Source organism: Siccirubricoccus deserti (assembly GCF_014283215.1).
GTDB lineage: Bacteria > Pseudomonadota > Alphaproteobacteria > Acetobacterales > Acetobacteraceae > Siccirubricoccus > Siccirubricoccus deserti.
The window spans coordinates 1-25,148 of sequence record NZ_JACOMF010000050.1 but is presented as its reverse complement, the minus strand read 5'-3'; the positions used below and the strand labels follow the sequence as shown (position 1 = coordinate 25,148).

Genomic DNA, 25,148 nt, shown 5'->3' with positions numbered 1-25,148 from the left:
GTCGATGGCTGGCAGAGCCTCGGTCAGCCGCCTGCCAAGAGCACGATTGACCTCGCCGCCTGACGCGATACCGTCACCACGCCGGAGATAGCCACGGCCATTTCCAACACATCCCGCGACGGCACCCGGTCATGCCGGATGCCGGGCTGCCAGAAAGCGATTGCAGCTCCGGCTTATTCCGAGGCATCTGGTGCCCCAACCCTCGCCGACGAACATCAGAGAGGCTCGGGCCACCAACCTGGCTACCCGGTATGGATACCGGCTTCTGACCTTTCCTGAACGTCAGCTCCGGCGCGCTAGAGCAGGCCCTGCTTGTTGGGATTCACCGGCTTGTCCTCGCGCAGCGCACGCTTGCGCCGGCGAAGCTGCTTCGCGACGTGCTCCAGCGCCTGGTTGAAGGCGATCGGCGCCTCGGCCGCCTCGGCGGAGCCGTCAAAGAACAGGTCGCGTCCGGCATGCACGCGCACCGAACAGGCAAAACCGCCATTCCCGGTGCGGGAGAACCGCGCCGTCATATCCTCCGCACCCAGGTACTTGGACGAGATGCTGGTGAGTCGTTCGGTCACATGCTGCCGCAGTGCATCGCCGACATCCATCTGGTGGCCATGGATGGCGATGCTGGGGCTGTCGGCCGCGGTGTCGCCGGAAGGCTGCATTCGGGTCTCTCCTCACCCGGCGCGAAGGGCACCGGTGTTTCCACCGGTCGAACGCCGTCACGCGGGCCGCGTTGCCTCGCACAACTCCGGATCGCCGGCGGTTCGGTCCGCAAACCCATCCCTTCGCCAGAACGGCACCGACCGTGGCCACGCACCAAGACGTGCGGCTTCGCACCGGCACGAGGTGAGGCCTAGCGCCCATGCAGATCCTCATCCGCCGAGGCCTTCCGGCGCGGGTTCAATGCCCCGCCACGACAATGAGGCTGGGCGCGGAGGCGCTGCGGTGGGAAACGGGCAGCGACCCAGCGCTGCAATCGTTGCTGCTCCGCTACACGCTGGTGCATCATGGCCGGACGGCGCGGACCGAGGCCTGCAAGGGCCGATGGCGGCGAATTCCCGATGACCCACGAACTTCTTGCAATGGTACTCGGCGTCCGCCGTGCCGGCATCACCGTCCTGGCGGGCGCGTTGCAGAAGGCGGGGCTGATCCACTCTCGCCAGAACCGTATCGAGGTCACCGGCGGCACCGACGCGCGGCGCCTGTCGCCCATGATGCGAAGCCCGGCGATCGAGGGCGGTTGACCGGTCACGATCAGCAACCGCCGGTATTGGGGCCTTTCCAAAAGACCACGGCGCGGTGTTGCCGGGACCTCGGACATCATCCTGAGCGCACAAAAAAGGGCGGGAGATCCCGCCCTTCCTGCCGCCGTTCCAGTACCCGGCTCACGCCACGAAGGTCGTCAGCTCACTTCCCGCGCGGCACCGGCCGGCATCAGCCTGGTACCGAGCAGAAACTCACCCTGGTCCATGTCGCGGCGGACCCTGGCGCCCCAGACCACCAGCGCAACGCTGGCGGCGAAGCCCAGCAGGCCCATGACTACGGACATCATCGCTCTAATCTCCTGAGGAGCCTGCCGGCCGTGGTGCCCAATGCGCTCCGGCTTGCAACTCCGCGTCTTTCAACGCTCAGGAAATGGGCATTCCGGGAAGATAACCCAAGCGATTCTGACCGTGCAATGCCTGCACTGCCTGCTTCTCAGGCATGCATAGCAAGCGGGCCTCGCGATGGTGGGAAGGCCGCACGGCCCATGCCGCGGCCGGAACCGGCCGCCGCGGCAACGCCGACCGGCCCTGGCAGTTAGCCGCTATGCGACGACAAATCTGGAGAGCGGCGCATGACGCAGCACGGAACAGGCACGCGGCCCATGCGCGTGGTCATCCTCGGCGCCGGCTTCGGTGGGCTGGAAGCGGCCAGGGCAATGGCCGGCGCGCCAGTCGAGATCACCCTGGTGGATCGCCACAATCATCATCTGTTCCAGCCGCTGCTCTATCAGGTGGCGACCGCCGCCCTTTCGCCGGGCGACATCGCCTGGCCGATCCGCACCATCTTCCGCCGCCAGCGCAACCTCAGGACCGTGTTGGCCGAGGTGACCGGCATCGATGCCAAGGCGCGGATGGTCCAGGCCGGCGACGCGCTGGCGATCCCCTATGACGCGCTGGTGCTGGCAACCGGCGCCTCGCATTCCTACTTCGGCCATGACGAATGGGCCCCGGTCGCGCCCGGCCTCAAGACCATCGAGGATGCGACCGACATCCGCCGCCGCCTGCTGCTTGCCTTCGAGCTGGCGGAGGTCACCGAGGATGCGGCGGAGCGCCGCCGCCTGCTGACCTTCGTCGTCGTCGGTGCCGGCCCGACCGGCGTCGAGCTGGCCGGCGCCATGGTCGAGCTGGCCCGCCACGCCATGCCGCGGGAGTTCCGCCGCATCGATCCCGCCGCGGCGCGGGTGGTGCTGGTGGAGGCCGGGCCGCGCGTGCTGCCGACCTTCCCGGAGGAACTCGGCGCCATCGCCCGGCGCTCGCTGGAAGCCATGGCGGTGCAGGTGCTGACCGATACGCGGGTGACGGCCTGCACCACCAGCGGTGTCGAATGCGGCGAGGAGCGAATTCCCGCCGGCACCATCGTCTGGGCCGCAGGGGTCGTCGCCTCGCCAGCCGGGGCCTGGATCGGCGCCGAGCGCGACCGGGCCGGCCGCATCCAGGTGGGACCGGATCTATCGGTGCACGGCATGGACGGAGTCTACGCGGTGGGCGACCTGGCCGCGACCAAGGACGCCAAGGGCAAGGCGGTCCCGGGCACCGCACCGGCGGCCAAGCAGATGGGCCGGTATGTCGGCCGGCTGCTGGCGGCCCGGGCGGCAGGGCGGCCGGCGCCTGCGGCCTTCGCCTATCGGCACCACGGCGACCTTGCCACCATTGGCCGGCGCTCCGCCGTCGTGGCGCTCGACGGGATCCGCCTCACCGGGCTGATCGGCTGGTGGTTCTGGGGCATCGCCCATGTGTGGTACCTGATCGGCTTCCGTAGCCGGATCGTCGTCTCCTTCGAATGGCTCTGGAGCTACCTGACCTTCCAGCGTGGTGCCCGGCTGATCACCGGGCGCGAGCCGCGCGGCGGCAATGCGGCGCGGGTGCCGGGCCACGCCTCGGTTGCTCAGCCGCCGGAGAACCGCGATACACCGGCGGACGGCTCCGATGGGACGCGCATTCACCTCTCCAGCACATAGCGCCCGGGTGCATCATCCAGTACCGGATGTATTGCGCTGCCCATGCCGGGGGGCTTCACCCGCGCACCGGAGCGCGGGGCCAGCCATGCCGTCCAATCGGGCCACCAGCTGCCATCGTGGCGCGTGGCACCGTGCCGCCATGCCTCCGGCGTGGCCGGCGACGCATCGGCCTCATTGGTCCAGTAGCTGCCCTTGCCGCCCGGCGGGTTGATGATGCCGGCTATATGCCCGCTTGACGCCAGCACGTAGCGCACCTTGCCGCCGAACAGCTGGGTGATGCGCCAGGCGGCGTCCCATGGCACGATGTGATCCCGCTCCGCGCCGACCGCGTAAGTGTCGAGGCCGATGCGCCCGAGGTCGAGCATCTCGTCCTTCAGCCGCACCTTGCCCGGCACGATGAGGTTGTTCTCGGCATAGGTGTTGCGCAGGTACCAGCTATGCGCGGCGCGGGCCATGCGGGTGCCGTCACTGTTCCAGTAGAGCAGGTCGAAGGCCGGCGGCTTCTCGCCGAGCAGGTAGTTGTTCACCACATTCGACCAGATCAGGTCGGTCGGGCGCAGCAGGTTGAACATGTTGGACATCTCGCGGCTGTCGAGATAACCGCGCTGCATCATCTGCTGCTCGATCAGGTCGATCGCCGGCTCCTCGAGGAACACCGCCGTGTCGCCGACGCGCGAGAAGTCCAGCAGCGAGACCATGAAGGTGGCGGCACGGAAGCGTCGATCCCTCCTGGCGGCCAGCCAGGCCAGGGTCATAGCCAGCAGCGTGCCGCCAATGCAGTAGCCCATGACGTTCACCGCCCTGCTGCCGGTGATCTCCCGCGCCACCTCGCTTGCCGCGAGCGGGCCGAGGTCCATGTAGTCCTCGAAGCGGATCCCCTCCATCGCGACATCGGGGTTCTTCCAGGACACGACGAAGACGGTGAAGCCCTGCGCCACCAGATGCCGCACCAGGCTGTTCTTCGGCTGCATGTCGAGGATGTAGTACTTGTTGATCCAGGGCGGCAGGATCAGCAGCGGCACCTTGTGCACGGTCTCCGTCGCCGGCGCGTACTGGATGAGCTCCATCAGGGCGTTACGGTGGACGACCTTGCCCGGTGTGAGCGCCAGGTTCCGCCCCGGCGCGAAGGCCGCCGCATCCACCATGCTCAGCCTGCCTGCCTCCAGATCAGCGAGCAGGTTGCGCGCGCCTTGCGCCAGGCTCGCGCCGCCGGTTTCCATGGCACGGCGGAGCGCTACGGGGTTGCTGGCCAGCAACAGCGTCGGGCTCATCGCCTCGACGAATTGGCGAAGATGGAAATCGAGGCGACGGCGCTCCGCCGCATCCATCCCGTCGGCCGCCGCGCTGCCCTGGCGGAGCAGCCAGTCCGAGGCGAGCAGATACGCCTCCTTCAGCGTCCGGTAGGCCGGGTGGGCAACCCATTCCGGCGCGGTGAAGCGCTTGTCGGCGCTGCCCGGCCCCGGCCCGGCGGGGCTTTGGTCCGCATGGCCCCACCAACGTCTGGCCGCATCATTCCAGGTCTCCAGCGCCATGCGCCACAATTCCAGGTTCAACTCGGTGGCGGCCGTCATGGTGGCTGCGGGTCGCCCGAGCGAACGGAGCCAGAGAAGGCGCAAGGACCGGACGACTTCCGCCCAATCGACCGGCACAATGTCGTGCAGCGGATTCGCGTTCCACATCCGATCGACAGCGTGCAGCAGCGGGTCCTTCGCCAGCGCCTCGCTGAGGTGCTGCGCGCCCTGCGCGAGCAGCCGCTCGGTGAGATCCTCAGGTGCCAGCCACCAATGCGCGGCGCCGTCCCGGTCGCGGCCGGCGTTCGACAAACTCTCCGCCCATGCCGTCCAGGCGTCCAGCAGACCGAGCGGAGCGGAGGCTTTCCGGGCCGGATCCTGCTCGGGGCTCGGCACTGGCTTCTCCATGGCCTCTTCCTCCCCTCCTGGCAGCGCCCATGTCATGGCCCAGCCATCCTTCGCGCCGAGGCCGGCGGGATAGGAAGCGCTGCGGCGCGAGAACGCGCGTCGCCCAATCCGGTTGGCCGTTTCGGCCGGGCAGCGTGCACCATCGTGCTGTACGGCCCTGGATCTCCGGCGGGATGCAGCCTGCACGCCGATGCTCGGCCGACGCTGCGCAGCGAGACCAAGGAGATTCGCGCGGGCGGTCGTCGCCCGCTTAATATTTACCTACCACCCCGCAAACATTAAGCAGGACGCGCTTCGCTTAAATTCTATAAGCTACGACCATGCGCGATCCGCTCCTCGAAGATCTACTGGGCCGCCGCGGCACCGTCACCCGCATCGCCAGCGGCCTCGGCATCTCCCCCGCCGCGGTGTCCCAGTGGCAACGCGTCCCGGCGGATCGCGTCGCCGAACTCTCTGTGCTGCTCGGCCTGCCGCCGCATCAGCTCCGCCCTGACCTGTACCCGCCGCCGCAAGGGATACCCCGCATGGCAACCCGCATCCCGCTGCGCCGCCGTCGCCGCACCAAGATCGTCGCCACCCTTGGCCCGGCCAGCAGCACGCCGGAGATGATCGAACGGCTGCACCGCGCCGGCGCCGATGTCTTCCGCCTCAACTTCAGCCACGGCTCGCACGCCGACCATGCCGAGCGCATCGCCATCATCCGCGACGTGGAGGCCAGGGTCGGTCGTCCCATCGGCATCCTCGCCGATGTCCAGGGGCCGAAGCTGCGGGTCGGCCGCTTCCAGGGTGGCCGGGTGCAGCTGCAGGCCGGCCAGCCCTTCCGCCTCGACCTGAACCCGACACCCGGCGATGTCCGCCGGGTGCAGCTGCCGCACCCGGAGATCATCGGTGCGGCGCAGATCGGCACCTCCCTGCTGCTCGACGATGGCAAGCTGCGGCTGCGCGTCACCCGGGTGCGCGGCGACCATCTGGAGACCGAGATCGTCGTCGGCGGCCCGCTGTCGGACCGCAAGGGCGTCAACGTGCCGGATGTGGCGCTGCCGATCCCGGCCCTTACCGCCAAGGACCGCGAGGATCTCGATTTCGTCCTGCCGCTCGGCATCGAATACGTCGGGCTCAGCTTTGTCCAGCGGCCGGAGGATGTGGCCGAGGCCCAGGCGATCGCCGCCGGCCGGGCGCTGATCATGGTGAAGATGGAGAAGCCACAGGCGGTGGCGAACCTCGATGCGATCATCGCGCTGACCGATTGCATCATGGTGGCGCGCGGCGACCTTGGGGTGGAATGCCCGCCGGAGGAGGTGCCGCTGATCCAGAGGCACATCGTCCGTGCCGCCCGCCTCGCCGGCAAGCCGGTGGTGGTCGCCACCCAGATGCTGGAGAGCATGATCGGCGCCCCCTCCCCCACCCGCGCCGAGGCCTCGGACGTGGCGACCGCGGTGTTCGACGGCGCCGATGCGGTGATGCTCTCGGCCGAGACCGCCGCCGGGCAATACCCCTATGAGGCGGTGAACATGATGGACCGCATCGTCGCCCGGGTGGAGCAGGACCCCGGCTGGCGGGCGCTGACCGATGCGGCGCGGCCGCCGCCCGAGCCGAACAGCGCCGGCGCCATCTCCGCCGCCGCCGTCCAGGTGGCGCATACGATCAAGGCGCAGGCCATCGCCACCTTCACCTCCACCGGCAGCACCACCTTCCGCGTCGCCCGCGACCGGCCGGAGGCACCGATCCTCGGCCTGACCCCTTCGGAGGCGACGGCGCGGCGGCTGGCCGTGGTCTGGGGCGTGCATTCGCTGGTGGTCAGCGAGATCCACTCGATGTCCGAGATGGTCAGCCGCGCCGTCCGTGCGGCGCTGCAGGAAGGCGTCGCGCAGCGGGGACAGGAGTTGGTGGTGACCGCCGGGGTGCCCTTCGGCACGCCGGGGATGACCAATTCGTTGCGGGTGACGACGGTGAGGTGACGCAGCCGCGGGAGGGGGCGGGAAGCCCCTTGGCATGGGCCGCGGCAGCGGCCCACGGACCTCAGCGGCCGGTCGTCTTCTCGCGGATCCGGTCTTCCTGTTCCATGAGCTTCGGTGTCATGGCATCGCCGAAATCAGCCGTTTCGAAGAGCGGCCGGATCTCGATCTCGCTCGGGCCGGTCATTGGATTGGGGCAGCGCTTCACCCACTCGACCGCCTCGGCCATGTCCTTGACCTGCCAGAGCCAGAATCCGGCGACCAACTCGCCGGTCGCGGCGAAGGGACCGTCGATCACGGTGCGGCCGGGGCCATCGAAGGCCACGCGCTTGCCCTTCGCGGAGGGATGCAGACCTTCGCCCGCCAGCAGGATGCCGGCATTGACGAGCTCCTCATTGTACCTGCCCATGGCCTCCAGGAGTTCGGCCGAGAGCATCAGCCCCGCTTCGCTGTCCTTCGTCGCCTTCACCAGCACCATGACACGCATCGTTTCGCTCCTCTGCTCCACCGAGGCCGCATGGCCCCGTTGCTACGACGAACAACCTGCGGCGGAATCGACAGCCCGCTGCGATTTTCTGCGCAAATGGGTCGGAGGCTCCGGAACGTGGTCGCCCGCCGCCAGCCTTGCCCGGTCGGCGGCGACCGCCGTTTCCCGTGTCACGGTGGCCACCGAGATGAACCGCGGGGACGCCTGATGGCCAAGGCAAGGCGCGGTGCCACGGTGCTCGGCCGCCAGGCCAGCCCGGAGGAGGTGGCGGTGGCCGCTGCCTTCCTGGCGGGGCCGGAGGCTGGTTTCATCACCGGCGCCGCCCTCGGCGTTGATGGCGGCTTCAGCCTGCGATGCCAGCAGCCCTGAACCCTGCTAGGTTCAGGGCCGCAAGTATCAAAACCGCAAGAACAGCGCGGCGAACATCCCGACCACGATATTGACCGCGATGCCGACGACGATGACCGTCGCGGTGAAGGGCAGCACCTTGTCGGCGGGCAGCCGCAGCACCACCGGCACGCCCTTCCAGAAGATGTACAGGCTGTAGAGCCCGAAGATGCCCAGGATGGCGAGCGGCGGCAGGATGGCGAAGCCGCCCGCCAGCCAGGCGGCGGTCGGCGAGTAGACCGCCAGCTTCATCGCCGTGGCCTCATCCGCCACCCCGCCGAAACGCGGCGCCAGCGCCTCGATGATCTTGCCCCAGATCCAGACGCCGGCGAGGCCAAGCACGTAGCCGGCGATCGCGTGCAGCAGCAGCGCAAGGACGCCGATCTGCACGCCGAGCGCGCCTCCGAGCATACCGGCGAAAAGCGCCGCGCCGATGAACCCTGCCACTGCCGGAATCGCCGACACCGGCATCGCATATCCGGTGAACAGCCCCTTGGTGTCGGCCGGCTCGGCGGCGATGATGCGCCATTCCTCGGCTGGCCGCATGATCAGGCCCTTGGCACGTGCGACGATATCCATACGCTTTCACTCCCGGGATGGGTTGCCGCGATGCTGCGCGGTCCCATCTCATGGCGCAATATTGCGCACCGGGTGATTCGCGTCAGGAGTGCGACGTGCCTCGCATCTTGTTGCGCTGACGCCGCGGGGCGCCGCCCGGCCTTGCAACATACTGATCCTCGGCCGCCACCAGGCGCATGACCCAGATGCCGCGCTGCTCACATCGCCGATGGCGGCGGCGACCGGGTGTACTACAGCGCGCGGCTGCTGCGGGATGGCAGACTGACCAAGTCGCCGGCGGTGAGGCGGCGAGCCGGCTGCCAAAGGCGATCACCACATCCTTCAACCTGCATGAGGAGCCGATTATCAACCGGCCGGAGGAGGCGCTGCGCCAGGACCGGGTGGACGCGCTGGTGACGCCGGGGGCAATCTGGGGAACGCCGCCAGGCTTATCGGCAGCGCCATTACCCCCGCCTCACCGTCCTGGCTGGGCCTGACCCGGCCATCCCGCCGCGGCGGCCCAGATGCACGGGTCGAGCCCGTGCATGATGGAGGCAGGGGGAAGATCCTCGCCTTCTCAGCCGCCGCGCCCGGCGCGCTCCTTGGCCAGCAGCACCCGCTTGCGGGCGAGACCCCAGCGATAGCCGGTGAGGTCGCCATCGGCGCCGACCACCCGGTGGCAGGGCACCGCCAGCGAGACGTGGTTCTGCGCGCAGGCCCGGGCCACCGCCCTGATGGCCTTCGGCGCGCCGATCGCCCGCGCCATCTCGCCATAGCTGCGGGTCTCGCCGAAGGGGATGGCCTGCAACGCCTCCCACACCCGGCGCTGGAACGCCGTGCCGCGCAGGTCCAGTGGTAGGGCAAGCGCCGCCTTCGGCTCGTCGAGGAACGCCGCCACCTGCCGCACTGCCTCGGCCAGCACCTCCGGCGCCGGCTCGACGCGTGCCTTCGGGAAGCGCTGCCGCAGATCGCCTTCCAGCGACGCGAAATCCTCGGCGAAACCGATGAAGCAGATGCCCTTCTCCGTCGCCCCGACCATCAGCGGGCCGAGCGCACTGTCGGCGGTGGCGGTGCGGATGGTCTCGCCCTCGCCGCCGCGGCGGGCGGTGCCCGGGGTCATGCCGAGCACCTGGCCGGGGGCGCCATAGACCCGGCTCTCGCTGCCGTAGCCGGCGCCGGCTACGGCTTCGGCGACTCGGTCACCGGCCGAAAGCGCCGCCTGCAAACGCCGGGCGCGGACGGATTGCGCATAGGAATGCGGGGTCACGCCGGTGATCTCCTTGAACAGCCGGAGGAAATGGTGCCGGGCATAGCCGGCGCGGTCGGCCAGGGCGGCAAGGCTCGGCACGGCTTCGCTGACCTCGATCAGGTCACAGGCGGCCCGGATGGCGGCGGCATGGATCGCCGCCCGCTCGCCTTTCGGATCGCAGCGCCGGCAGGCGCGGAAGCCGGCCGCCTCCGCCGCTGTGGCATCGTCGAAGAAGCGGGTGTTGCGGCGGAGCGGCGGCCGAGCGGGGCAACCGGGGCGGCAGAACACCCCCTGGGTGGTCACCGCATAGAGGAAGGTGCCGCATTCGGGGGACGGATCGCGGGCCAGCACCGCTGCCCAGCGATCGGTATCCGGGTCGGGGGTCGCCGCAAGGGCGAGGGAGGATGTGTCGCGCATGCCGACAGAATGGGGCGTGGCCATGCCTACTGCCATCCGGCCGTTGCCGCGCTATAAGGTACTAGGTATTCTTCTGGGAAATCAAAGGCATGGATCGGGGGACGACGCCCCCGACTCCACCCTGGGTCCTTGCCCCGCCCCGGTCACTCCTTCCAGGGCTTGCGCTGCCACAGCGCCCGCAGCCCGGCGTCCATCTCGGCGATCATCGAGGCATAGGCGCCGCCGATCAGCGGCCGTAGCGGCATGCCGACCCGCTCCGCCTCCCGCTGGAAGCCGGGGTCGGCGACGGCGGTGGCGAAGGCCGCCTCGTAGCGCTTGACGATCGCCGGCGGCAGGCCCGGCCCGGAGACGAAGCCACGGGAGGCGCTGTTGACCAGGTCGACCCCCTGCTCGCGGAAGGTCGGCACATTCGGCGCCAGCGGCAGCCGGGCCGGCGCGGCGGCGCCGAGCGCACGCACCCGCCCCTCCCGCATCATCACCAGCTGCTCGCTGACATTGCCGACCAGGAGTTCCAGATGCCCGCCGAGCAGCGCCTGGATCGCCGGCGCGGTACCGTTGAACGGCACATGCACCATGGCCGGGATCCCCATCTGACCCTCGAAACTCAGCATGGCGATATGGTCGTCGCTGCCGATTCCGGTGGTGCCGTAGTTCGGCATGCCGGGCCGCGCCTTCGCCGCAGCGGTCAGATCAGCCAAGGACTTCAGCGGCGAGTCGGCACGCACGAAGAAGGCATTCGGGTCGTCCACCACATTCGCCAGCCAGGCGAATTCCATGGTGCGGTAGCGCACCGGCCGCTCGATGTGCATCGCCGGCAGGGAGGGGCAGCTGATGGCGCCCAGAGTGTAGCCATCGGGCGCGGCGTTGAACACCGCCTCGGTCCCGATCTGCGAGCCGGCGCCGGGCCGGTTCACCACCACGGCGCGGGCCGCGGGTCCAAGCTGCGTCAGCAGATGAGGAATCAGCAGCCGCGCCATGGTGTCGAGCCCGCCGCCCGGCGGCACCGGCACGATGACCTCGATCGGCCGTTCATTCGGCCAGCCCGCGGTGTCCTGGGCGAAAGCCTTCCCACCGGCCAGGGCGGGAGCCGCAATCGTGGCGGCCAGCAGCAGGCGACGCTTCATCGGCGTTATTCCTTCCAGGGCCGGCGCCCCCATAGCGCCCGCAGTGAAGCCAGATCGGCCGCCATCGCCGCGGCGTATTCGGCGCCGATCAGCGGGCGGAGCGGCAGGTTCAGCCGCGCCGCCTCGGCGACGAAGCCGGGGTCGGTCAGGGCGGAGCGGAAGGCCTCCTCCAGCGCGGCGCGAATCGGCGCCGGAATGCCGGGCGGGCCGGCGATGCCGCGGGAACTGCCGCCAAGGATGTCGAAGCCCTGCTCGCGGAACGTCGGCACCTCGGCCGCCGCCGCCCATCGCCGCGGCCCGGCCTGGCCGAGGCAGCGGATGCGACCCTCGCGCAGCAGCGGCACACCTTCCCCCATGTTGAAGCTGCCGATCGGCAGCCGGCCGCCGAGCAGGTCGCGCAAGGTGGGCGTGGTGCCGTTGTAGGGGATGTGGATCAGCCGCACCCCGGCGGCTTCCTCGAAGGCGATCTGCAGGATGTGGTCATCCGAGCCGACCCCGGCGGTGCCGACGCCGAAGGAGTCCGGCTCCCGCTTCGCCGCGGCGGCAAGGTCGGCGAGGCTCTTCCACGGGCTTTCGGGATGGACCCAGAAGCCGGCCGGGTCGTCCACCACATTGGCGATGTAGGTGAACTCGGCCGGGCGGTAGCGCGGCGTGCGCTCGATGCTGATGGCATTCATCGCCGTATTGGTGGCGGCGCCCAGGGTGTAGCCATCCGGCGCGGCGTTGAAATTCGCCTCGAACCCCAGTTGGCCGCCGGCGCCGGCACGGTTGGTGACGACGAAGCGGGCGCCGGGCAACCGGGGCGCGACATGCGCCAATATGCCACGCACCATGGTATCGACGCCGCCGCCGGCGGGAAACGGCACGAAGACTTCGATCGGCCGGGCATTCGGCCAGGCGGCCTGCGCCAGGGCGGGCGCGGCCAACAGGCCAAGCGGTGCGGCAAGCAGGCCGCGGCGTGACGGCATCAGCCTCGTTCCTCCCTTTTCCCCGGGGTTTGCCCGATGGGAATTTTCCGAAGGGTGCGATAGGCGGGGGGCGTAGCGCAAGGCAGGAGACGGTGATGACCGAGGCGGAGCGGGCGGAGTTCGGGATCGAGGGCGGTTGGGCGATGGTTCGCCGCCACCGCATCCGCTGGTCGGAATGCGACCAATTCGCCCATGCCAACAACGCCGCCTATCTGCTGCTGGCCGAGGATCTGCGCGTCTCGCACTGGCTGGCGATCGGCGGCCGCTTCGCCCTTGACCAGCCGGGCCCGCTGGTGGCGCAGATGGAGGCGCGCTACCTGCGCTCCGTCGCCTTCGACGATGAGGTGGCAGTGACGCTGCGCCCCGCCACGCTGCGGCGGACCAGCTTCACCCATGACTATGCCGTCTGGAAGCAGGGGCTGGTGTTCAGCAGCCGGGCGGTGCTGGTCTCGGCGGTGCCAAGCACCGGGGAGAAGGTGCCGCTGAGCCCGGCGATCCGGGCGCGGCTGATCGCCGAGGGGGCGAAGGAAGAGGGATAAGGCGGATCATCGCCCGGCCCGAGCACGGGCACCGCCTCCCCACATCGGCCGTCACACCGCGTCGCGCGGCCAGAACCACCAGAGCAGCAGCGCCGCGGCGGTGACCCAGGCACCCAGCACCATCGCCATCCCCGCCCGACTGACCGGACGCCCCTCGCCTGCCGCCGCGGCGCGGAACTCCGCCATCAGCGGCGCCGGGACAAGCCGTACGGCGAGGAGGATGCCGAGCGGGACGATGACCAGATCATCAAGATAGCCGAGCACCGGCACGACATCCGGGATCAGGTCGATCGGCGAGAGCGCATAGGCAGCGACCGCCGCGGCCACCAGCTTCGCGGCCCAGGGCACCCGCGGATCGCGCGCGGCCAGCCACAGGGCGCCCACGTCGCGCCGGATGCCGCGGGCCCAGCCGCGGGCCCTGGCCAGCCATGATGCCATGCGACCTCCCGGTTCAGCCGGGCACGGCCCGGCCGGCACTCGCCTGGATCATCGCCCATTCCTCGGCGGTGAAGCGCGGGGTGATGTGCTGCGGGCAGTTCCACTCGAACCCCGCCACCCGGACCAGCATCGCGCTTTCCACCAGCCGCTCCGCCCCGGCCGGCGTCAGCCGCGCCAGCAGCGCCGGATCATCCCGCACCACCCGCGCATGGCCCAGCAGCTTCAGCCGGCGGCGGTTGGCGTGGTCCATGAAGAATAGCGCCACGCGGTCGTTCCCCGCCAGATTGCCGACCGAGACATGCTGGCGGTTGCCGGTGAGGTCGGCGAAGCCGAGCGTTTCGGCATCCAGCACCCGGACGAAGCCGGGCGGCCCGCCACGATGCTGCAGATAGGGCCAGCCGGTGGCCGAGACGGTTGCCATGTAGAAGCTGTCCCGCTCATGGACGAAGCCGGCTTCCTGGGCCGAGAGCCGGCTATCCTCCCGCCCCTGCTCCGCCATCCTGGCGTAATGCGTCCGCGAGCCGAGCGCCGCCTGCTCGGCCTGCACCGCCGGGGTGAAGGCGATTTCGGCGAAATGCCGCCCCATTGACTCCTCCTGTCCAGTCCGTGGCGGGACTCTGAGGCTTGCGCCACGTCGCAAGAAGACGGTGAATTGGCAAGATGGCATTCCCGGAATCGGAAGAATGGACCGGCTGGATGAGTTGCGCCTGTTCCTCGCCATCCTCGACACCGGATCGCTGGCCGCGGCCGGGCGGCGGCTTGGCCATTCGCCGCCGGCGGTCACCCGGGCGCTGGGCGGGCTGGAGGGGCGGCTCGGGGTCCGGCTGCTCGACCGCAGCACCCGTCGCAGCCACCCGACCGAGGCAGGGCGCCGCCTGGCGGTCCAGGCGCGTCAACTGATCGCCGATTACGAGGCGGCGATGGCCATGGCGGCGGGCGAAGCCACGGCGCCGCGCGGCCGACTGCGGGTGGCGGCGCCGCTGGTGTTCGGCCGGCTGCACGTCGCGCCACTGGTCTCCGCCTTCCTCGACACCCAGCCGCTGGTCTCCGCCGAGTTGACCCTGGCCGACCGCAACGCCGACCTGCTGGAGGAGGAGATCGACGTGGCGGTGCGGATCGGGCCGCTGGAGGAAGCCTCGCTGGTCGCGCGGCGGGTCGGCTGGGTGCGGCGGGTGCTGGCGGCCAGCCCCGGCTACCTCGCCCGGCATGGCACGCCGGACGGCCCGGCGGCGCTGGCGGGGCATGCGGTGATCCATTTCGGCGCCCCAGGCGCGCCGGTGCCGGAATGGCGCTTCGCCACCGCGGCGGGGGCGATGCAGACGGTGCGGGTCACGCCACGATTCGCGGTCAACCAAGCGGAAGCAGCGGTGGAGGCGGCGATCGACGGCCGCGGGATTGTCCGGGCGCTGTCCTACCAGGCTGCCGCGGGCTTCGCCGACGGCAGGCTGGTGCGGCTGCTGCGGGGCTGGGAGCCGCCGCCGCAGCCGGTTTCGCTGGTGGTGCCCTCCGCCCGGCTGCTGCCGCCGCGGGTGCGTGCCTTCCTCGATTTCGCCGCGCCACGGCTGGCGGCGCTGGCGGTGGTGCAGGAAGGATAGCGGCCCTAGGCTTCAGCTCCGGCCGCCACCGCCGCCCGCGCCGCCACCCCGGTCCTGCTGCTGGCGGTCCTGCCGGTCCATCTCGGACGCGGCCAGGGAGGTCGCCGCATTCGCCCGCGGCAGCATGGGCAAGGCGGCCAAGCGCTGCAGCGTGGCCGCGCCCCCGGCGGGGAAGATCGGCGAGGACAGGATGCGCTCCGCCGCCGCCCGGTCACCGGCCTGCAGGGCGCGGGAGGCGGCGAAGAGCGCGTCCACCACCGGCTGGGCTGGCGCATTCGGGGCGATGCCGATGGCCGGTCGCAACTCCGCCTGGCCTTGCGCGAACTCGGTCGCGACCAGCGGCGAGAATCCGCGCCAGCGCGGGCCGTAGGGCAGTTCCACCGCGAGATATTCGAAATTGGCGACGGCGCGCGCCGCGGCGTCGGGCCGGCCGGCGACACTGGCCGGATTACCGAAGACATAGGCGGTGTTGATGATCGCCGCGCGTGTCGGGTCGCCGGCGCCGACCACCGCATCGGCCGGCAGCGTGGCGTAGCCGCCGGGCGGCACGTTACCGGCAGCGACGCACCCCGCCAGGGCAAGGCTGGCGAGAACCACAGTGCGGCGCGCAATGGGACGAGTGGCCATGGCAATGCATTCCTCCGGCGGACAGATGGGAAGGGGCGGCGCTGCCGTCTGCATAAAATCGGCGCGACCTGACCGGCTTTGCGCCGGCACCATAGGGTGCATACTCGCCCCGCATCGATTGGGGGGAATATGCATGAGCGGCAGCAGCACCGGCAACACCGGCACGCCTTCCGGCTGGGGGGCCGGCGCGACCGAAACCCCCGCCGCCCGCCTGCGCCGCCGCTTCCCCGGCTTCGGCGACCTGCAGCGCCGGGCGAAGTGGCGGGTCGCCCGCTTCGCCTATGATTTCGTCGCCGGTGGCGTCGGCGACGGGGCACCAAATGTGGCGCACAACCGGGCGGCAATGGATGCGGTGCGAATCGTGCCGCGCTACGCGCTGGACGTCTCGCAGGTCTCCATCGCCACCACGCTGTTCGGGCGGGAGTATGCGGCGCCGGTCGGGGTCGCGCCGATGGGCAACATCGGCATGGTCTGGCCGCAGATGGATGCGATCCTCGCGGCGTCCGCGCAGAAGGCGCGCATTCCCTATGTCTCCTCCACCGTCGCCAATGTCGGCATGGAACGGCTGGCGGAGATCGCGCCGGACAGCTTCTGGTTCCAGCTCTACGGCCTGCCGGCGGAGAACCACCGGCTTTCGATCGACCTGATCCGCCGGGCGGAGGCGGTGGGGGCGCATGCGCTGGTGGTCACGCTCGATGTGCCGACGCGGCAGAAGCGGGTGCATGACGTGCGCAACGGGCTGGTGGTGCCGTTCCGCTACCGGCCGCGCACGGTGTTCGACATCGCCCGCGCGCCCTTCTGGGCGCTGGAGATGCTGAACAAGGGCCAGCCGCGCTTCGAGAACATGCGCAAATACGTCGGCGAGACCGCCTCGATCGGCGAGCTGGCGGCCTTCGTGCAGAAGAACATGACCACCGGCGTCACCTGGGACGACATCGCCCGGTTCCGTGACATCTGGCCGCGGGCGATGGCGCTGAAAGGCATCCAGCACCCGGCGGATGCCGAGCGGGCGGTGGCGCTGGGGGTGGATGGCATCTGGGTCTCCAACCACGGCGGCCGGCAATTCGATGCGGCGCCGGCCTCGATCGACAGCGTGCCGGCCATCGCCGCGGCGGTCGGCGGGCGGGCGAAGGTGCTGTACGACGGCTCCATCCGCTCCGGCCTCGACGTGCTGCGGACCCTGGCGGTGGGGGCGGATTTCTGCTTCGCCGGGCGGGCCTTCGCCTATTCGGTGGCGGCGCTCGGCGCGGCCGGCGGCGAGCATGCGACGGCCGCCTTTGCCGAGGAGATCCGCGGCACCTTCGGCCAGGCGGGCGTGCTCTCGGTGGCGGCGGCGGCGGCGGCGACAGTGCTGCATCCGGGGGCAATGCGCTTCGACCCGGAAGGCAATGCTTCGGGGAATGAGGTGCCGCGCCGCCGGGCCGGGTAGCGCCATCGCGGCACGCGTCAGCTTGACTCGCCGTCCGTCACGGTGCCCGCCGGGCCCGGTGCATCGGCGATGCCAGAGGTGCCACCATCGGATGGGGCGGCATGCTCCGGGCGGATGTTCTCGTCCGCGGCGATCCGCCATCCCTCGGCCTGCCAGCGAGCCAGGATCTCGGCATGACGATCGGTACCGTGCTCCTCGACGATCTGGCCGTCGGCACCGGTGCCGGTGGTGCCGTAGTCGTCGGTGCGAAGCGTCAGGCGCTCGGCGGAATCACGCTGCAGAATGGTCTGGCGCATCGGATGCTTCCCTGGCTGTCGCCAGGTCAACGCAGGGAGCGGCGTCCGGCTGCGCCAAGCTCTCCCGGCGGGGTCCGGGGCCGAACCTTGGCCCCGGTGGAAGTGCAGAGGGCAGCGCCCTCTGCCAGGGACTCCCGGAGGCGAAGCTCCCGTCCCTGTCAGCGCCCGCGCGTCGCCGCCGGTGCCGTGTCCCGGAAATCACCCTCCCGCCAGCTACGATCCCGCCGCGGCGCCTCGGCCGCCGGAGCCCGGCGCCGGCCCTCGCCGCCGCCCTCGCCCTGCCGCTGGCCGTGCTGTGCCGGGCGCTGACCCTGCTGCGGCGGCCGCGCGCCCTGGCCCTGCCCATGGCGCGACCCGCCGCCGCCGGGCCCACCGCGCCCGCGGCCGTATCCGCCCCCGCCGCGCTGCTGGCGCGGCGCGGAGGGCGGCGCCTTGGTCAGGGAGCCGCTCTTGTCCTCGCGCATATCCGCATCCGGCACCTTCTGCCGGATCAGCTTCTCGATCGCCCAGAGCTTCTCCAGGTCATCGGCGCAGACCAGCGCCACCGCCTCGCCGCTCGCGCCCGCACGGGCGGTGCGGCCGATGCGGTGGACGTAGGTTTCCGGCACTTCCGGCAGGTCGTACTGCACCACATGGGTCACTCCATCGACATCGATGCCGCGGGCGGCGATGTCGGTGGCGACCATGACCGGGGCGGTCCCGGCCTTGAACTCGGCCAGGGCACGCTCGCGCTGGCCCTGGCTCTTGTTGCCATGGATGGCGTTGGCGGCCAGGCCGTCCTGCTCAAGCTGCTTCACCACCCGATCGGCGCCGTGCTTGGTGCGGGTGAAGACCAGGGTGCGGCCGACGCCCTCGCCACGCAGCAGTTCGGCCAGCAGGATGCGCTTGCGGCCCTGCTCCACATGCAGCACGCGCTGCGCCACGCGCTCGGCGGTGGTGGCGACCGGCGCCACCTCGACCCGCGCCGGCTCCTGCAGCATCTCACCGGCCAGGCGGCCGATCTCGGTCGGCATGGTGGCGGAGAAGAACAGCGTCTGGCGGTCGCGCGGCACCGCCTTCACCAGGCGGCGGATGGCCGGCAGGAAGCCCTGGTCGAGCATCTGGTCGGCCTCATCCAGCACCAGCACCTCAACCTTGTCGAGCCGGGCGGTGCCGGCGTCCAGGTGGTCCTGCAGCCGGCCCGGGGTCGCCACCACGATGTCGACGCCGGCCGAGAGGGCACGGCGCTGCGGGCCATGCGGCACGCCGCCGAACACCACCGCGACGTTGAGGCCGAGATAGGTGCCATAGGTCCGGAAGCTCTCGGCGATCTGCGAGGCGAGCTCGCGGGTCGGCGACAGCACCAGCACCCGGCAGCCACCGCGCGGCGGGCGGCCGCCCTTGGCCTGGAGGCGGTGCAGGATGGGCAGGGCGAAGGCAGCGGTCTTGCCGGTGCCGGTCTGGGCAATGCCCAGCAGGTCACGGCCTTCCAGCACCACGGGGATGGCCTTGGCCTGGATCGGGGTCGGGGCGGTGTAGCCAGCCTCGTCCAGCGCGCGCAGCAGGGGCGCGGCGAGGCCGAGTTCGTTGAAGAGAGTCACTGAATGCTAAATCCCAGTCACACGGCGTCCATCGCAGCCAGGGCGGGCCACCGCGGGTTTCAGATGGAGACCCCGCGTGGCTGGGTCGATCCGGGAGAGAACGTCGTGTGGCCCGACAGTTCGATCCACCGGGGCGGCCGTGCGGATGTTGCATCCGGTCCGGGGCCTGCCGCGGGGGCCGCTCACGCGGCCGGGGCACCGTCGGGGCTTGCCACCGCCGACGACGCTGACATGCGCCTTCGCAGCTGCGAAAGCAAGCACCATCGGCGCGGCGGGCCGCATCAGCGTGCAATCCTGTGGGTTGCCTGGGGAACCGCCGAGGTCTGGCTACCCAGGTGCCCAACTGGCCGCGACGCCGACGCCGAGCGCCGTGGCCTGCGCCATCGGTGTGGCCACGCCACAGGCCGCCAGCAGCGCGAGGACGCCGCATTGCCCGAGGAACACCAGCGCCCCGAGGTTGAGCGCAACCAACCCCGGCAGCTGCGCCCGCAGCGCCGCCAGCCTGACAACGAGGCCCGCGAGCAGCGCCAGCAGCAGAAAGGCCATTTGTGAAGCGATCAAGGTCATGTCCGGGCAAACGCCCGCCTTGCCCCAAGGTGGCAAGGGCACCGCCGCCGCTTCGCCCAGACCCGCCACCCGCCCTATACTCGCGGCATGGCCGCCCGCCGCCCCACCTCCGCCGCCTTGCCACCCGGCGGCGGCGCCACCCCCGCCGACCTCTTCGGCGATGCCGCCCCGCCGCCACCGCCGCGCGCGGAGCCGCCGGCCGGGCCACGCCCGCTCGCCGACCGGCTGCGCCCGCAGACGCTGGAGGCGGTGGTCGGTCAGGATCAGCTGGTCGGGCCGGAGGGCGCGCTGACCGGCATGCTGGCGCGTGGCAGCCTCGCTTCGATGATCCTCTGGGGTCCGCCCGGGGTCGGCAAGACCACCATCGCCCGGCTGATCGCCGAGCGTGCCGGTCTGGTCTTCGTCTCGCTCTCGGCGGTGTTCTCCGGCGTCGCCGACCTCAAGCGGGCCTTTGACGAGGCCAGGCAGCGCCGGCGGGCGGGTCCGGGCACGCTGCTCTTCGTCGATGAGATCCACCGCTTCAACCGCGCCCAGCAGGATGGCTTCCTGCCGGTGGTCGAGGACGGCACGGTGACGCTGGTCGGCGCCACCACCGAGAACCCGAGCTTCGCGCTGAACGGCGCGCTGCTCTCGCGCTGTCAGGTACTGGTGCTGAAGCGCCTCGACGATGCGGCGCTGGAGCAGCTGCTGGCCCGCGCCGAGGCGCCACGGGAGGATGTGCCCGGCCGTCCCCTGCCGCTGACCCCGGCCGCCCGCGCCACCCTGCGCGCCATGGCGGATGGCGACGGCCGCTACCTGCTGAACCTCGCCGAGCAGTTGCTCGCCCTGCCCGAGGCCACCCCGCCGCTGACGCCGGAGGCGCTGGCCGAGCTGCTGGCGAAGCGCGCCGCGCTCTACGACAAGGACCGGGAGGAGCATTACAACCTCATCTCGGCGCTCCATAAATCGTTGCGCGGCTCCGACCCCGATGCGGCGCTCTACTGGTTCGCGCGGATGCTGCAGGGCGGCGAGGACCCGCGCTACATCGCCCGCCGCCTCACCCGCTTCGCCGCCGAGGATGTCGGCATGGCCGACCCCCGCGCCCTGCCGCTGGCGATCGCCGCCTGGGAAACCTATGAGCGGCTCGGCAGCCCGGAGGGTGAGCTGGCGCTGGCGCAGCTTGTTGTCCATCTCGGCACCGCACCGAAATCGAACGCCGTCTACCTCGCCTGGGGCGAGGCGCAGCGGGCGGCGAAGGAGACCGGCAGCCTGATGCCGCCGAAGCATATTCTGAACGCGCCGACCAAGCTGATGCAGGAGCTCGGCTACGGCCACGGCTATGCCTATGACCATGATGCGGAGGACGCCTTCTCCGGCCAGGACTACTTCCCCGAGGGCATGCCCCGCCGCGCCTTCTACCGCCCGGCCGGCCGTGGCGCCGAGGCGGCGGTGAAGGAACGCCTGACGGAGTGGGCGACGCTCAGGGCCAGGAAATCCCGGGGTTGAGCGGCGCCGTCTCGCCACTGGCGCTGGCGTTGGTGGGGCTTGGTGGGGCGGTCGGCTCGGTGCTGCGCTATCTGGTCGCGGTGCAGGGGGTGCTGTGGTTCGGCACACATTTCCCATGGGGCACGCTGGCGGTGAACGTGATCGGCAGCGCGGCGATCGGCATGCTCGGCGCACTGCCGCTGCCGCAGGAGGCGCGTTCGTTCCTCATCACCGGCTGTCTTGGCGGCTTCACCACCTTCAGCGCCTTCAGCCTGGAGACCGAGTTGTTGCTGCAGCGCTCACCGATGCTCGCGGCGCTCTATGTCGGCGCCAGCCTAGTGCTGGGCTTCGCCGCCTGCGCAGTCTGCTACACGCTGTTCCGGCGAGGATAGGAAGGGGAAACAAGGAATCGGCTGCAGTCGGCTGGCCAAGCCCGGTGAGGTGGCCTTGCCGCGCGCACGGGCGAAAGGCGGACCACCAAATTCGCCTTCCATCTCCTGGACCGCGTGAAGCGGCGCTGGCTGGATAACATTGCAGAGGGTGGTCGCGCGGCTAAGATTTCGTGCCTGACAGATAGCCAGGAAGCATCGGATCTCATGGATCTCCAATGTCGGCACCTTCCGCTTCTGGAACTTTAGAAGCGCTGAATGCCGCACGCCGACGCCGGTGAACGCCTGTACAGTTCGCTCATGGGCTGTTAACCCGACTACCGATACATCCTGCTCCTTGGTTGTTGAGGAACCACTACACGCCAAGGTGGTAGTTTCTGTCGACTTTACCACCATATCTGGATTGGTACCCGCCGGCATGCATAGCCTCCACGGAACGCACGACCCGACCCTCGTTTCGCTTTCCGTTCTTATCGCCATCCTGGGCTCATGGACCGCGCTGGACCTTCTACGGCGCGTGCGGGCCAACTCGGGGGCGGTGCGGCGCTGGTGGCTTGCCGGTGCGGCTGCGGCGACCGGCGCGTCGATCTGGTCAATGCATTTCGTTGCCATGCTGGCCTACAACCTCGACGTCGAAGTGCGCTACGACACAGGCACGACGGTCCTTTCCCTCCTGTTGGCCGTCGCCGCGACCGCCGCCGGCTTCGCCGCCGCGAGCGCCAAGGCGAAACCGGGACCATGGCGGATCGGGTTGGCTGGCCTCACCATGGGGCTCGGCATCTGCCTCATGCACTACGTCGGGATGGCCGCAATGCGGCTTGCCGCCATCGCGTCCTACGACTTCCTGCTGGTCGTGGCCTCCGGCGCGATCGCTGTCGGTGCATCAACCCTGGCGCTCCTACTCGCCCTCAGCGACCGGTCCGGATCGGTGCGCGCAGTCAGTGCGGTGGTCCTCGGTCTTGCGATTGCGGGGATGCATTACACAGCGATGTTTGCTGTGTCCTTTGAAGCAGCGCCCCACGCGGGGCACGGCGATGCGCCCGGTATCCCGGTACAAGCGATGGCGCTTGGCGTCGCTGCCTGCACCCTGCTTCTGCTGTCCCTCGCCCTGACCGCAGCAATGTTCGACCGGCGCCTCGAACTCATTGCGTCGCGCGAGGCAGAGGCCCTGCGTCATAGTGGCGAGCGGTTGCGCGCCATTCTCGACCAAATGCCGGTTGGCGTCATTGTCGCGGACGCCACCTCTGGCGAGATCGTCTTCTCGAACCCGGAGGCAACGCGGGTCCTGGGGCATGCGCTGGAGCACACGCCCAATTGGCGTGCCTACCCTGCAAGCTTCGGCGGCGTCCATCCGGATGGTCGGCCCCTGGCCGCTGACGAGTATCCGCTGGCGCGGGCTGTGCTCAGCAGCGAGAGGGTCGACCGCGAACCTCTCCTCTACAGGCGGGGAGACAAATCCATTTCGCATCTTGAGGTGAGCGCCACCCCATTGTGCGACAATGATGGCAGGGCGGAACTCGTCATTGCAGCGTTCCAGGACGTCACCGCGCGGACGCAGGCCGAACAGGCACTACGGCGCGCGCAGCGCCTCGAGGCAATGGGCCAGCTCACCGGAGGCGTGGCACATGATTTCAACAACCTCCTGATGGTGGCCTCGGGGAATTTGCAGCTGCTTGCACGCCGGACCTCCGATCCGATGCTTCTGCGCTTCGTTCGCAGCGCCATGGAGGCCGTTCGCCGAGGTGGGGATGTCACGGGCCGCCTTCTCGCCTTTGCGCGAGAGCAGCCTCTTGAGGCCGTGCCGATCGAGCTTGGAGTAATGCTGCCAGACATAGCCGACAATGTACTTTCTCGCACCCTCGGCGGCACCATACGCATACAGACGAAGATCGAGCCGGGGCTCTGGCCTGCGCTGGCCGACGCGGGCGAACTGCAGGCGGCTCTGCTGAATCTTGCCATCAATGCCCGGGACGCCATGCCCGACGGGGGCATTCTGACCATCAGGGCCGAAAACGTCATGGCCGAGGCGTTGCCGGCCGACATGCACAGCAGCCTCGCCGCAGGCGACTACGTCGCGGTGTCCGTGACCGACACCGGCGTTGGGATGACCGAGGACGTGGCCGCACGTGCCTTCGAGCCATTCTTCACCACCAAGGAGGTAGGCCACGGTTCGGGCCTGGGTCTTTCACAGGTCTACGGATTTGCCCATCAGTCAGGGGGTATGGCCACGATCAGTAGCCGCCCAGGCGAAGGCACCCGGGTGACTGTCTGGCTGCCGCGCGTACCGGCCATCGAGCCCCACCGCCAGTCTCCGTCTTCGGAGGCGCGGGTCGCATGAAGGCGCACAAGCGGCCGGCAACAGTCAGCTTCAGGCGGCAAGCTTCGGCCATGGCGAGGCCCGCAGCGATGGCCTCATCCGCGTCACGCTTCCCCATGCGACTGGGTGGCTGCCAGCAGCCCACAGCAGCCGATGAAGGACAGCCTGGCCGAGCTGGCGGTCATCGAAGGCCGTCCGGGGAAATGGACAACCGCGTGCTCGCTGGGCGAGTTGTCCTCGTCGCGGACGATGAGCCGATGATTCTGGAGATTTTGGCGGAGCACTGCGCGTCGCTCGACATGACGGTGTTCGAGGCTGGAGATGGCGTGCAGGCCCTCAGGCTTGTCGAAGCACGTCCCGAAATCGAGATCGTCGTTACGGATGTCCGGATGCCCGGACTCGATGGTCCGTCGCTCGTGGAGCGTGCCTCGTCAATTCGGCCCGACCTCAAGGTAATCTTCGTTACGGGCTACACGACCTACCGTAGCTCCGTCTGGCCTATCCTGCGCAAGCCATTCGATCTCGATCAACTTGAGACAGCTCTGTGTCGAGCCCTGACAGAAGCCGGATCGACGCAGGAGTAGGCATGGCGACGGCGCAGATGCCATGCGTATCGGCCGCCGGTATCGAGGCTGCAGGCGCTGACACCAGGAGGGGCGCGCTCCGTGGCCTCACGATCGTGGTGCCCTATGCACCAAGCCCGGGTTTGGCCATTTCGTGGATCGCAGCGGCGGAGCGGAGTAGCGTCCAGGCTGGGTGTCCCGGCAAGGACAGCCGCCATGCCGCGCCTGACGGCCCGCTGCCGCTGCTTTGCCACGACCAGCGGGATTCAGGCGCCACCCGGAACTCCTCGGTGGAATACCGGGTGGAGGATCTGGTCGAGGCTTCCACTGGCGCGCCCAGTGTTCGGAACCTCGCTCAGTACCGTGGTCGCGCAGCATCTCGCGGTACGCCACCCAGCGCGTGTCGGGCACCTCGAAGGGCGGCTCGACTGCCACATCGGTGCAGTACCGCCGAGACCCTCGCCTGTCAGGCCGGAAAGGCGGCCTTTCCCATAAAGGCGCCGGCGACTGGGACTCGTCTGCAACACGGTGACTGCGTGGTTGTGGGCGCGGTCAGGAGCGAACCCGTCTCTGACGCGTGGCATTCCCTGTTCCACGGGAAAATGCAGGGAAGATGCCCGTTCGGCAGCCACTTGCCGGTCATGCGCCGCGCAGAAGCTGCTGCCCAGCCGCGGTTCAGCGCAAGTCAGGCAGCCGCATCTGCTGCAGGGCGAGGCGAAGTATGCCTGGACACGCGGCAGAGGCGGCTCGACTTTGGTTTGGGCGGACGCCCTGCGAAGAGCGACAGAGTAGATAGCCGGCCGAGCTAACCGCCACCGCCTTCGCCAAGCGGCCGCGGACCTGCGGCTGACGATCAAAGCCAGGGAAGTTGTACCGCCCCTGTCATCATCACCGGTCACTGTTCAGGACGATCAGGGTCCTCTCCTTCGAGAGATCCCAGGTTGGCCATGATGCGTGGGATTTCGCCGGGGATCTCGCGGGCCAGGAAGCCCAGTGGGCCATGTGCCCGGGCAAGGCGCCTTCCCGCCTCGGCGTGCATGTAGACGCCCCAGGCCGTGGCCTG

At 69.9% G+C, this 25,148-nt stretch carries 25 protein-coding genes; 11 read left to right on the top strand and 14 right to left on the bottom strand.

From position 1 onward, the window contains the following. Positions 1–296: 296 nt before the first annotated feature. Entirely contained in the window at positions 297–656 is a 360-nt protein-coding gene (locus H7965_RS23930) for an HPF/RaiA family ribosome-associated protein (RefSeq protein ID WP_186773093.1), read from the bottom strand. Between the two features lie 345 nt (positions 657–1,001). On the opposite strand from H7965_RS23930, the gene H7965_RS23925 reads away from it, so the two are divergent. Continuing rightward, positions 1,002–1,238 carry a helix-turn-helix domain-containing protein gene (locus H7965_RS23925; protein ID WP_186773092.1) on the top strand — a complete coding sequence of 79 codons (237 nt, stop codon included), beginning with the start codon at positions 1,002–1,004 and terminating at the stop codon, positions 1,236–1,238. Positions 1,239–1,396: 158 nt separating this feature from the next. Here H7965_RS23925 and H7965_RS23920 read toward each other — a convergent pair whose 3' ends face one another. Beyond that, complete coding sequence (locus H7965_RS23920; RefSeq protein WP_186773091.1) at positions 1,397–1,543, bottom strand: hypothetical protein; 147 nt, start codon at positions 1,541–1,543, stop codon at positions 1,397–1,399. 318 nt (positions 1,544–1,861) lie between these two features. On the opposite strand from H7965_RS23920, the gene H7965_RS23915 reads away from it, so the two are divergent. Continuing rightward, on the top strand, positions 1,862–3,217 hold the full coding sequence (locus H7965_RS23915; RefSeq protein WP_229682659.1) for an NAD(P)/FAD-dependent oxidoreductase: 1,356 nt from the start codon (positions 1,862–1,864) through the stop codon (positions 3,215–3,217). Here the strand turns inward: H7965_RS23915 and H7965_RS23910 are convergent. Next, positions 3,199–5,136, bottom strand: coding sequence for a PHA/PHB synthase family protein (locus H7965_RS23910; protein ID WP_186773089.1), 1,938 nt, complete (start codon positions 5,134–5,136; stop codon positions 3,199–3,201). The two genes, H7965_RS23915 and H7965_RS23910, sit on opposite strands and share 19 nt — an antisense overlap. Before the next feature lie 524 nt (positions 5,137–5,660). On the opposite strand from H7965_RS23910, the gene pyk reads away from it, so the two are divergent. After that, a complete protein-coding gene (gene pyk / locus H7965_RS23905) occupies positions 5,661–7,094 on the top strand; it encodes a pyruvate kinase (protein WP_222440778.1) in 1,434 nt (477 codons plus the stop codon). Between the two features lie 61 nt (positions 7,095–7,155). On the opposite strand, the gene H7965_RS23900 is transcribed toward pyk, so the two are convergent. After that, complete coding sequence (locus H7965_RS23900; protein WP_229682658.1) at positions 7,156–7,569, bottom strand: YciI family protein; 414 nt, start codon at positions 7,567–7,569, stop codon at positions 7,156–7,158. A gap of 216 nt (positions 7,570–7,785) precedes the next feature. Between H7965_RS23900 and H7965_RS31245 the strand changes: the two genes are divergently transcribed. Next, positions 7,786–7,947, top strand: a complete 162-nt coding sequence (locus H7965_RS31245) for an SDR family oxidoreductase (RefSeq protein ID WP_229682657.1) — start codon at positions 7,786–7,788, stop codon at positions 7,945–7,947. A gap of 27 nt (positions 7,948–7,974) precedes the next feature. Here H7965_RS31245 and H7965_RS23890 read toward each other — a convergent pair whose 3' ends face one another. From H7965_RS23890 to H7965_RS23875, 4 genes are all read right to left on the bottom strand, one after another. Then, complete coding sequence (locus tag H7965_RS23890) at positions 7,975–8,544, bottom strand: Yip1 family protein (protein ID WP_186773085.1); 570 nt, start codon at positions 8,542–8,544, stop codon at positions 7,975–7,977. 556 nt (positions 8,545–9,100) lie between these two features. Continuing rightward, complete coding sequence (gene ada, locus H7965_RS23885; RefSeq protein ID WP_315898707.1) at positions 9,101–10,213, bottom strand: bifunctional DNA-binding transcriptional regulator/O6-methylguanine-DNA methyltransferase Ada; 1,113 nt, start codon at positions 10,211–10,213, stop codon at positions 9,101–9,103. A gap of 119 nt (positions 10,214–10,332) precedes the next feature. Continuing rightward, positions 10,333–11,313, bottom strand: a complete 981-nt coding sequence (locus tag H7965_RS23880; RefSeq protein WP_186773084.1) for a tripartite tricarboxylate transporter substrate binding protein — start codon at positions 11,311–11,313, stop codon at positions 10,333–10,335. Between the two features lie 5 nt (positions 11,314–11,318). Then, the gene (locus tag H7965_RS23875; protein WP_186773083.1) at positions 11,319–12,281 is read right to left on the bottom strand and encodes a tripartite tricarboxylate transporter substrate binding protein; all 963 of its coding nucleotides are present in this window, start codon (positions 12,279–12,281) and stop codon (positions 11,319–11,321) included. 95 nt (positions 12,282–12,376) lie between these two features. Here H7965_RS23875 and H7965_RS23870 point away from each other — a divergent pair, with 95 nt between their 5' ends. Continuing rightward, complete coding sequence (locus tag H7965_RS23870) at positions 12,377–12,820, top strand: acyl-CoA thioesterase (protein ID WP_186773082.1); 444 nt, start codon at positions 12,377–12,379, stop codon at positions 12,818–12,820. A gap of 51 nt (positions 12,821–12,871) precedes the next feature. Here the strand turns inward: H7965_RS23870 and H7965_RS23865 are convergent, their stop codons facing one another. Together H7965_RS23865 and H7965_RS23860 are read right to left on the bottom strand one after the other, a co-directional pair. Further along, entirely contained in the window at positions 12,872–13,258 is a 387-nt protein-coding gene (locus H7965_RS23865; RefSeq protein WP_186773081.1) for a YkvA family protein, read from the bottom strand. 13 nt (positions 13,259–13,271) lie between these two features. Next, complete coding sequence (locus H7965_RS23860; protein WP_186773080.1) at positions 13,272–13,844, bottom strand: pyridoxamine 5'-phosphate oxidase family protein; 573 nt, start codon at positions 13,842–13,844, stop codon at positions 13,272–13,274. Positions 13,845–13,941: 97 nt separating this feature from the next. On the opposite strand from H7965_RS23860, the gene H7965_RS23855 reads away from it, so the two are divergent. Then, a complete protein-coding gene (locus H7965_RS23855; RefSeq protein ID WP_186773079.1) occupies positions 13,942–14,853 on the top strand; it encodes a LysR family transcriptional regulator in 912 nt (303 codons plus the stop codon). A 12-nt stretch (positions 14,854–14,865) separates the two neighbouring features. Here H7965_RS23855 and H7965_RS23850 read toward each other — a convergent pair whose 3' ends face one another. Further along, positions 14,866–15,480 carry a hypothetical protein gene (locus H7965_RS23850; RefSeq protein ID WP_186773078.1) on the bottom strand — a complete coding sequence of 205 codons (615 nt, stop codon included), beginning with the start codon at positions 15,478–15,480 and terminating at the stop codon, positions 14,866–14,868. 133 nt (positions 15,481–15,613) lie between these two features. Here H7965_RS23850 and H7965_RS23845 point away from each other — a divergent pair, with 133 nt between their 5' ends. After that, a complete protein-coding gene (locus H7965_RS23845) occupies positions 15,614–16,909 on the top strand; it encodes an alpha-hydroxy acid oxidase (protein WP_186773077.1) in 1,296 nt (431 codons plus the stop codon). 17 nt (positions 16,910–16,926) lie between these two features. On the opposite strand, the gene H7965_RS23840 is transcribed toward H7965_RS23845, so the two are convergent. The 3 genes from H7965_RS23840 to H7965_RS23830 all read right to left on the bottom strand — a co-directional run bounded on the left by H7965_RS23840 (position 16,927) and on the right by H7965_RS23830 (position 19,331). Further along, positions 16,927–17,205: a hypothetical protein gene (locus H7965_RS23840; protein WP_186773076.1), complete on the bottom strand. Its 279-nt coding sequence runs from the start codon at positions 17,203–17,205 to the stop codon at positions 16,927–16,929. A 158-nt stretch (positions 17,206–17,363) separates the two neighbouring features. After that, the gene (locus H7965_RS23835) at positions 17,364–18,785 is read right to left on the bottom strand and encodes a DEAD/DEAH box helicase (protein WP_186773075.1); all 1,422 of its coding nucleotides are present in this window, start codon (positions 18,783–18,785) and stop codon (positions 17,364–17,366) included. Positions 18,786–19,112: 327 nt separating this feature from the next. Continuing rightward, positions 19,113–19,331 carry a hypothetical protein gene (locus tag H7965_RS23830; RefSeq protein WP_186773074.1) on the bottom strand — a complete coding sequence of 73 codons (219 nt, stop codon included), beginning with the start codon at positions 19,329–19,331 and terminating at the stop codon, positions 19,113–19,115. A 108-nt stretch (positions 19,332–19,439) separates the two neighbouring features. Between H7965_RS23830 and H7965_RS23825 the strand changes: the two genes are divergently transcribed. The 4 genes from H7965_RS23825 (at position 19,440) to H7965_RS23805 (ending at position 24,106) form a co-directional block, all read left to right on the top strand. Then, entirely contained in the window at positions 19,440–20,837 is a 1,398-nt protein-coding gene (locus H7965_RS23825; RefSeq protein WP_186773073.1) for a replication-associated recombination protein A, read from the top strand. Continuing rightward, a complete protein-coding gene (locus H7965_RS23820; protein WP_186773072.1) occupies positions 20,834–21,208 on the top strand; it encodes a fluoride efflux transporter FluC in 375 nt (124 codons plus the stop codon). The genes H7965_RS23825 and H7965_RS23820 overlap by 4 nt, the downstream gene beginning before the upstream one ends. A gap of 415 nt (positions 21,209–21,623) precedes the next feature. Beyond that, positions 21,624–23,543 (top strand): MHYT domain-containing protein, encoded by a 1,920-nt coding sequence (locus H7965_RS23810; protein WP_186773070.1) that lies wholly within the window; start codon positions 21,624–21,626, stop codon positions 23,541–23,543. A 182-nt stretch (positions 23,544–23,725) separates the two neighbouring features. Next, positions 23,726–24,106 (top strand): response regulator, encoded by a 381-nt coding sequence (locus tag H7965_RS23805; RefSeq protein WP_186773069.1) that lies wholly within the window; start codon positions 23,726–23,728, stop codon positions 24,104–24,106. Positions 24,107–25,148: the final 1,042 nt, after the last annotated feature.

Excerpts from the sequence above, each read along its gene's own strand:
- H7965_RS23930 (WP_186773093.1), bottom strand. The coding sequence starts at position 656 with ATGCAGCCTTCCGGCGACACCGCGGCCGACAGCCCCAGCATCGCCATC.
- H7965_RS23925 (WP_186773092.1), top strand. The coding sequence starts at position 1,002 with ATGGCCGGACGGCGCGGACCGAGGCCTGCAAGGGCCGATGGCGGCGAA.
- H7965_RS23920 (WP_186773091.1), bottom strand. The coding sequence starts at position 1,543 with ATGTCCGTAGTCATGGGCCTGCTGGGCTTCGCCGCCAGCGTTGCGCTG.
- H7965_RS23915 (WP_229682659.1), top strand. The coding sequence starts at position 1,862 with ATGCGCGTGGTCATCCTCGGCGCCGGCTTCGGTGGGCTGGAAGCGGCC.
- H7965_RS23910 (WP_186773089.1), bottom strand. The coding sequence starts at position 5,136 with ATGGAGAAGCCAGTGCCGAGCCCCGAGCAGGATCCGGCCCGGAAAGCC.
- pyk (WP_222440778.1), top strand. The coding sequence starts at position 5,661 with ATGGCAACCCGCATCCCGCTGCGCCGCCGTCGCCGCACCAAGATCGTC.
- H7965_RS23900 (WP_229682658.1), bottom strand. The coding sequence starts at position 7,569 with ATGGTGCTGGTGAAGGCGACGAAGGACAGCGAAGCGGGGCTGATGCTC.
- H7965_RS31245 (WP_229682657.1), top strand. The coding sequence starts at position 7,786 with ATGGCCAAGGCAAGGCGCGGTGCCACGGTGCTCGGCCGCCAGGCCAGC.
- H7965_RS23890 (WP_186773085.1), bottom strand. The coding sequence starts at position 8,544 with ATGGATATCGTCGCACGTGCCAAGGGCCTGATCATGCGGCCAGCCGAG.
- ada (WP_315898707.1), bottom strand. The coding sequence starts at position 10,213 with ATGGCCACGCCCCATTCTGTCGGCATGCGCGACACATCCTCCCTCGCC.
- H7965_RS23880 (WP_186773084.1), bottom strand. The coding sequence starts at position 11,313 with ATGAAGCGTCGCCTGCTGCTGGCCGCCACGATTGCGGCTCCCGCCCTG.
- H7965_RS23875 (WP_186773083.1), bottom strand. The coding sequence starts at position 12,281 with ATGCCGTCACGCCGCGGCCTGCTTGCCGCACCGCTTGGCCTGTTGGCC.
- H7965_RS23870 (WP_186773082.1), top strand. The coding sequence starts at position 12,377 with ATGACCGAGGCGGAGCGGGCGGAGTTCGGGATCGAGGGCGGTTGGGCG.
- H7965_RS23865 (WP_186773081.1), bottom strand. The coding sequence starts at position 13,258 with ATGGCATCATGGCTGGCCAGGGCCCGCGGCTGGGCCCGCGGCATCCGG.
- H7965_RS23860 (WP_186773080.1), bottom strand. The coding sequence starts at position 13,844 with ATGGGGCGGCATTTCGCCGAAATCGCCTTCACCCCGGCGGTGCAGGCC.
- H7965_RS23855 (WP_186773079.1), top strand. The coding sequence starts at position 13,942 with ATGGACCGGCTGGATGAGTTGCGCCTGTTCCTCGCCATCCTCGACACC.
- H7965_RS23850 (WP_186773078.1), bottom strand. The coding sequence starts at position 15,480 with ATGGCCACTCGTCCCATTGCGCGCCGCACTGTGGTTCTCGCCAGCCTT.
- H7965_RS23845 (WP_186773077.1), top strand. The coding sequence starts at position 15,614 with ATGAGCGGCAGCAGCACCGGCAACACCGGCACGCCTTCCGGCTGGGGG.
- H7965_RS23840 (WP_186773076.1), bottom strand. The coding sequence starts at position 17,205 with ATGCGCCAGACCATTCTGCAGCGTGATTCCGCCGAGCGCCTGACGCTT.
- H7965_RS23830 (WP_186773074.1), bottom strand. The coding sequence starts at position 19,331 with ATGGCCTTTCTGCTGCTGGCGCTGCTCGCGGGCCTCGTTGTCAGGCTG.
- H7965_RS23825 (WP_186773073.1), top strand. The coding sequence starts at position 19,440 with ATGGCCGCCCGCCGCCCCACCTCCGCCGCCTTGCCACCCGGCGGCGGC.
- H7965_RS23810 (WP_186773070.1), top strand. The coding sequence starts at position 21,624 with ATGCATAGCCTCCACGGAACGCACGACCCGACCCTCGTTTCGCTTTCC.
- H7965_RS23805 (WP_186773069.1), top strand. The coding sequence starts at position 23,726 with ATGGACAACCGCGTGCTCGCTGGGCGAGTTGTCCTCGTCGCGGACGAT.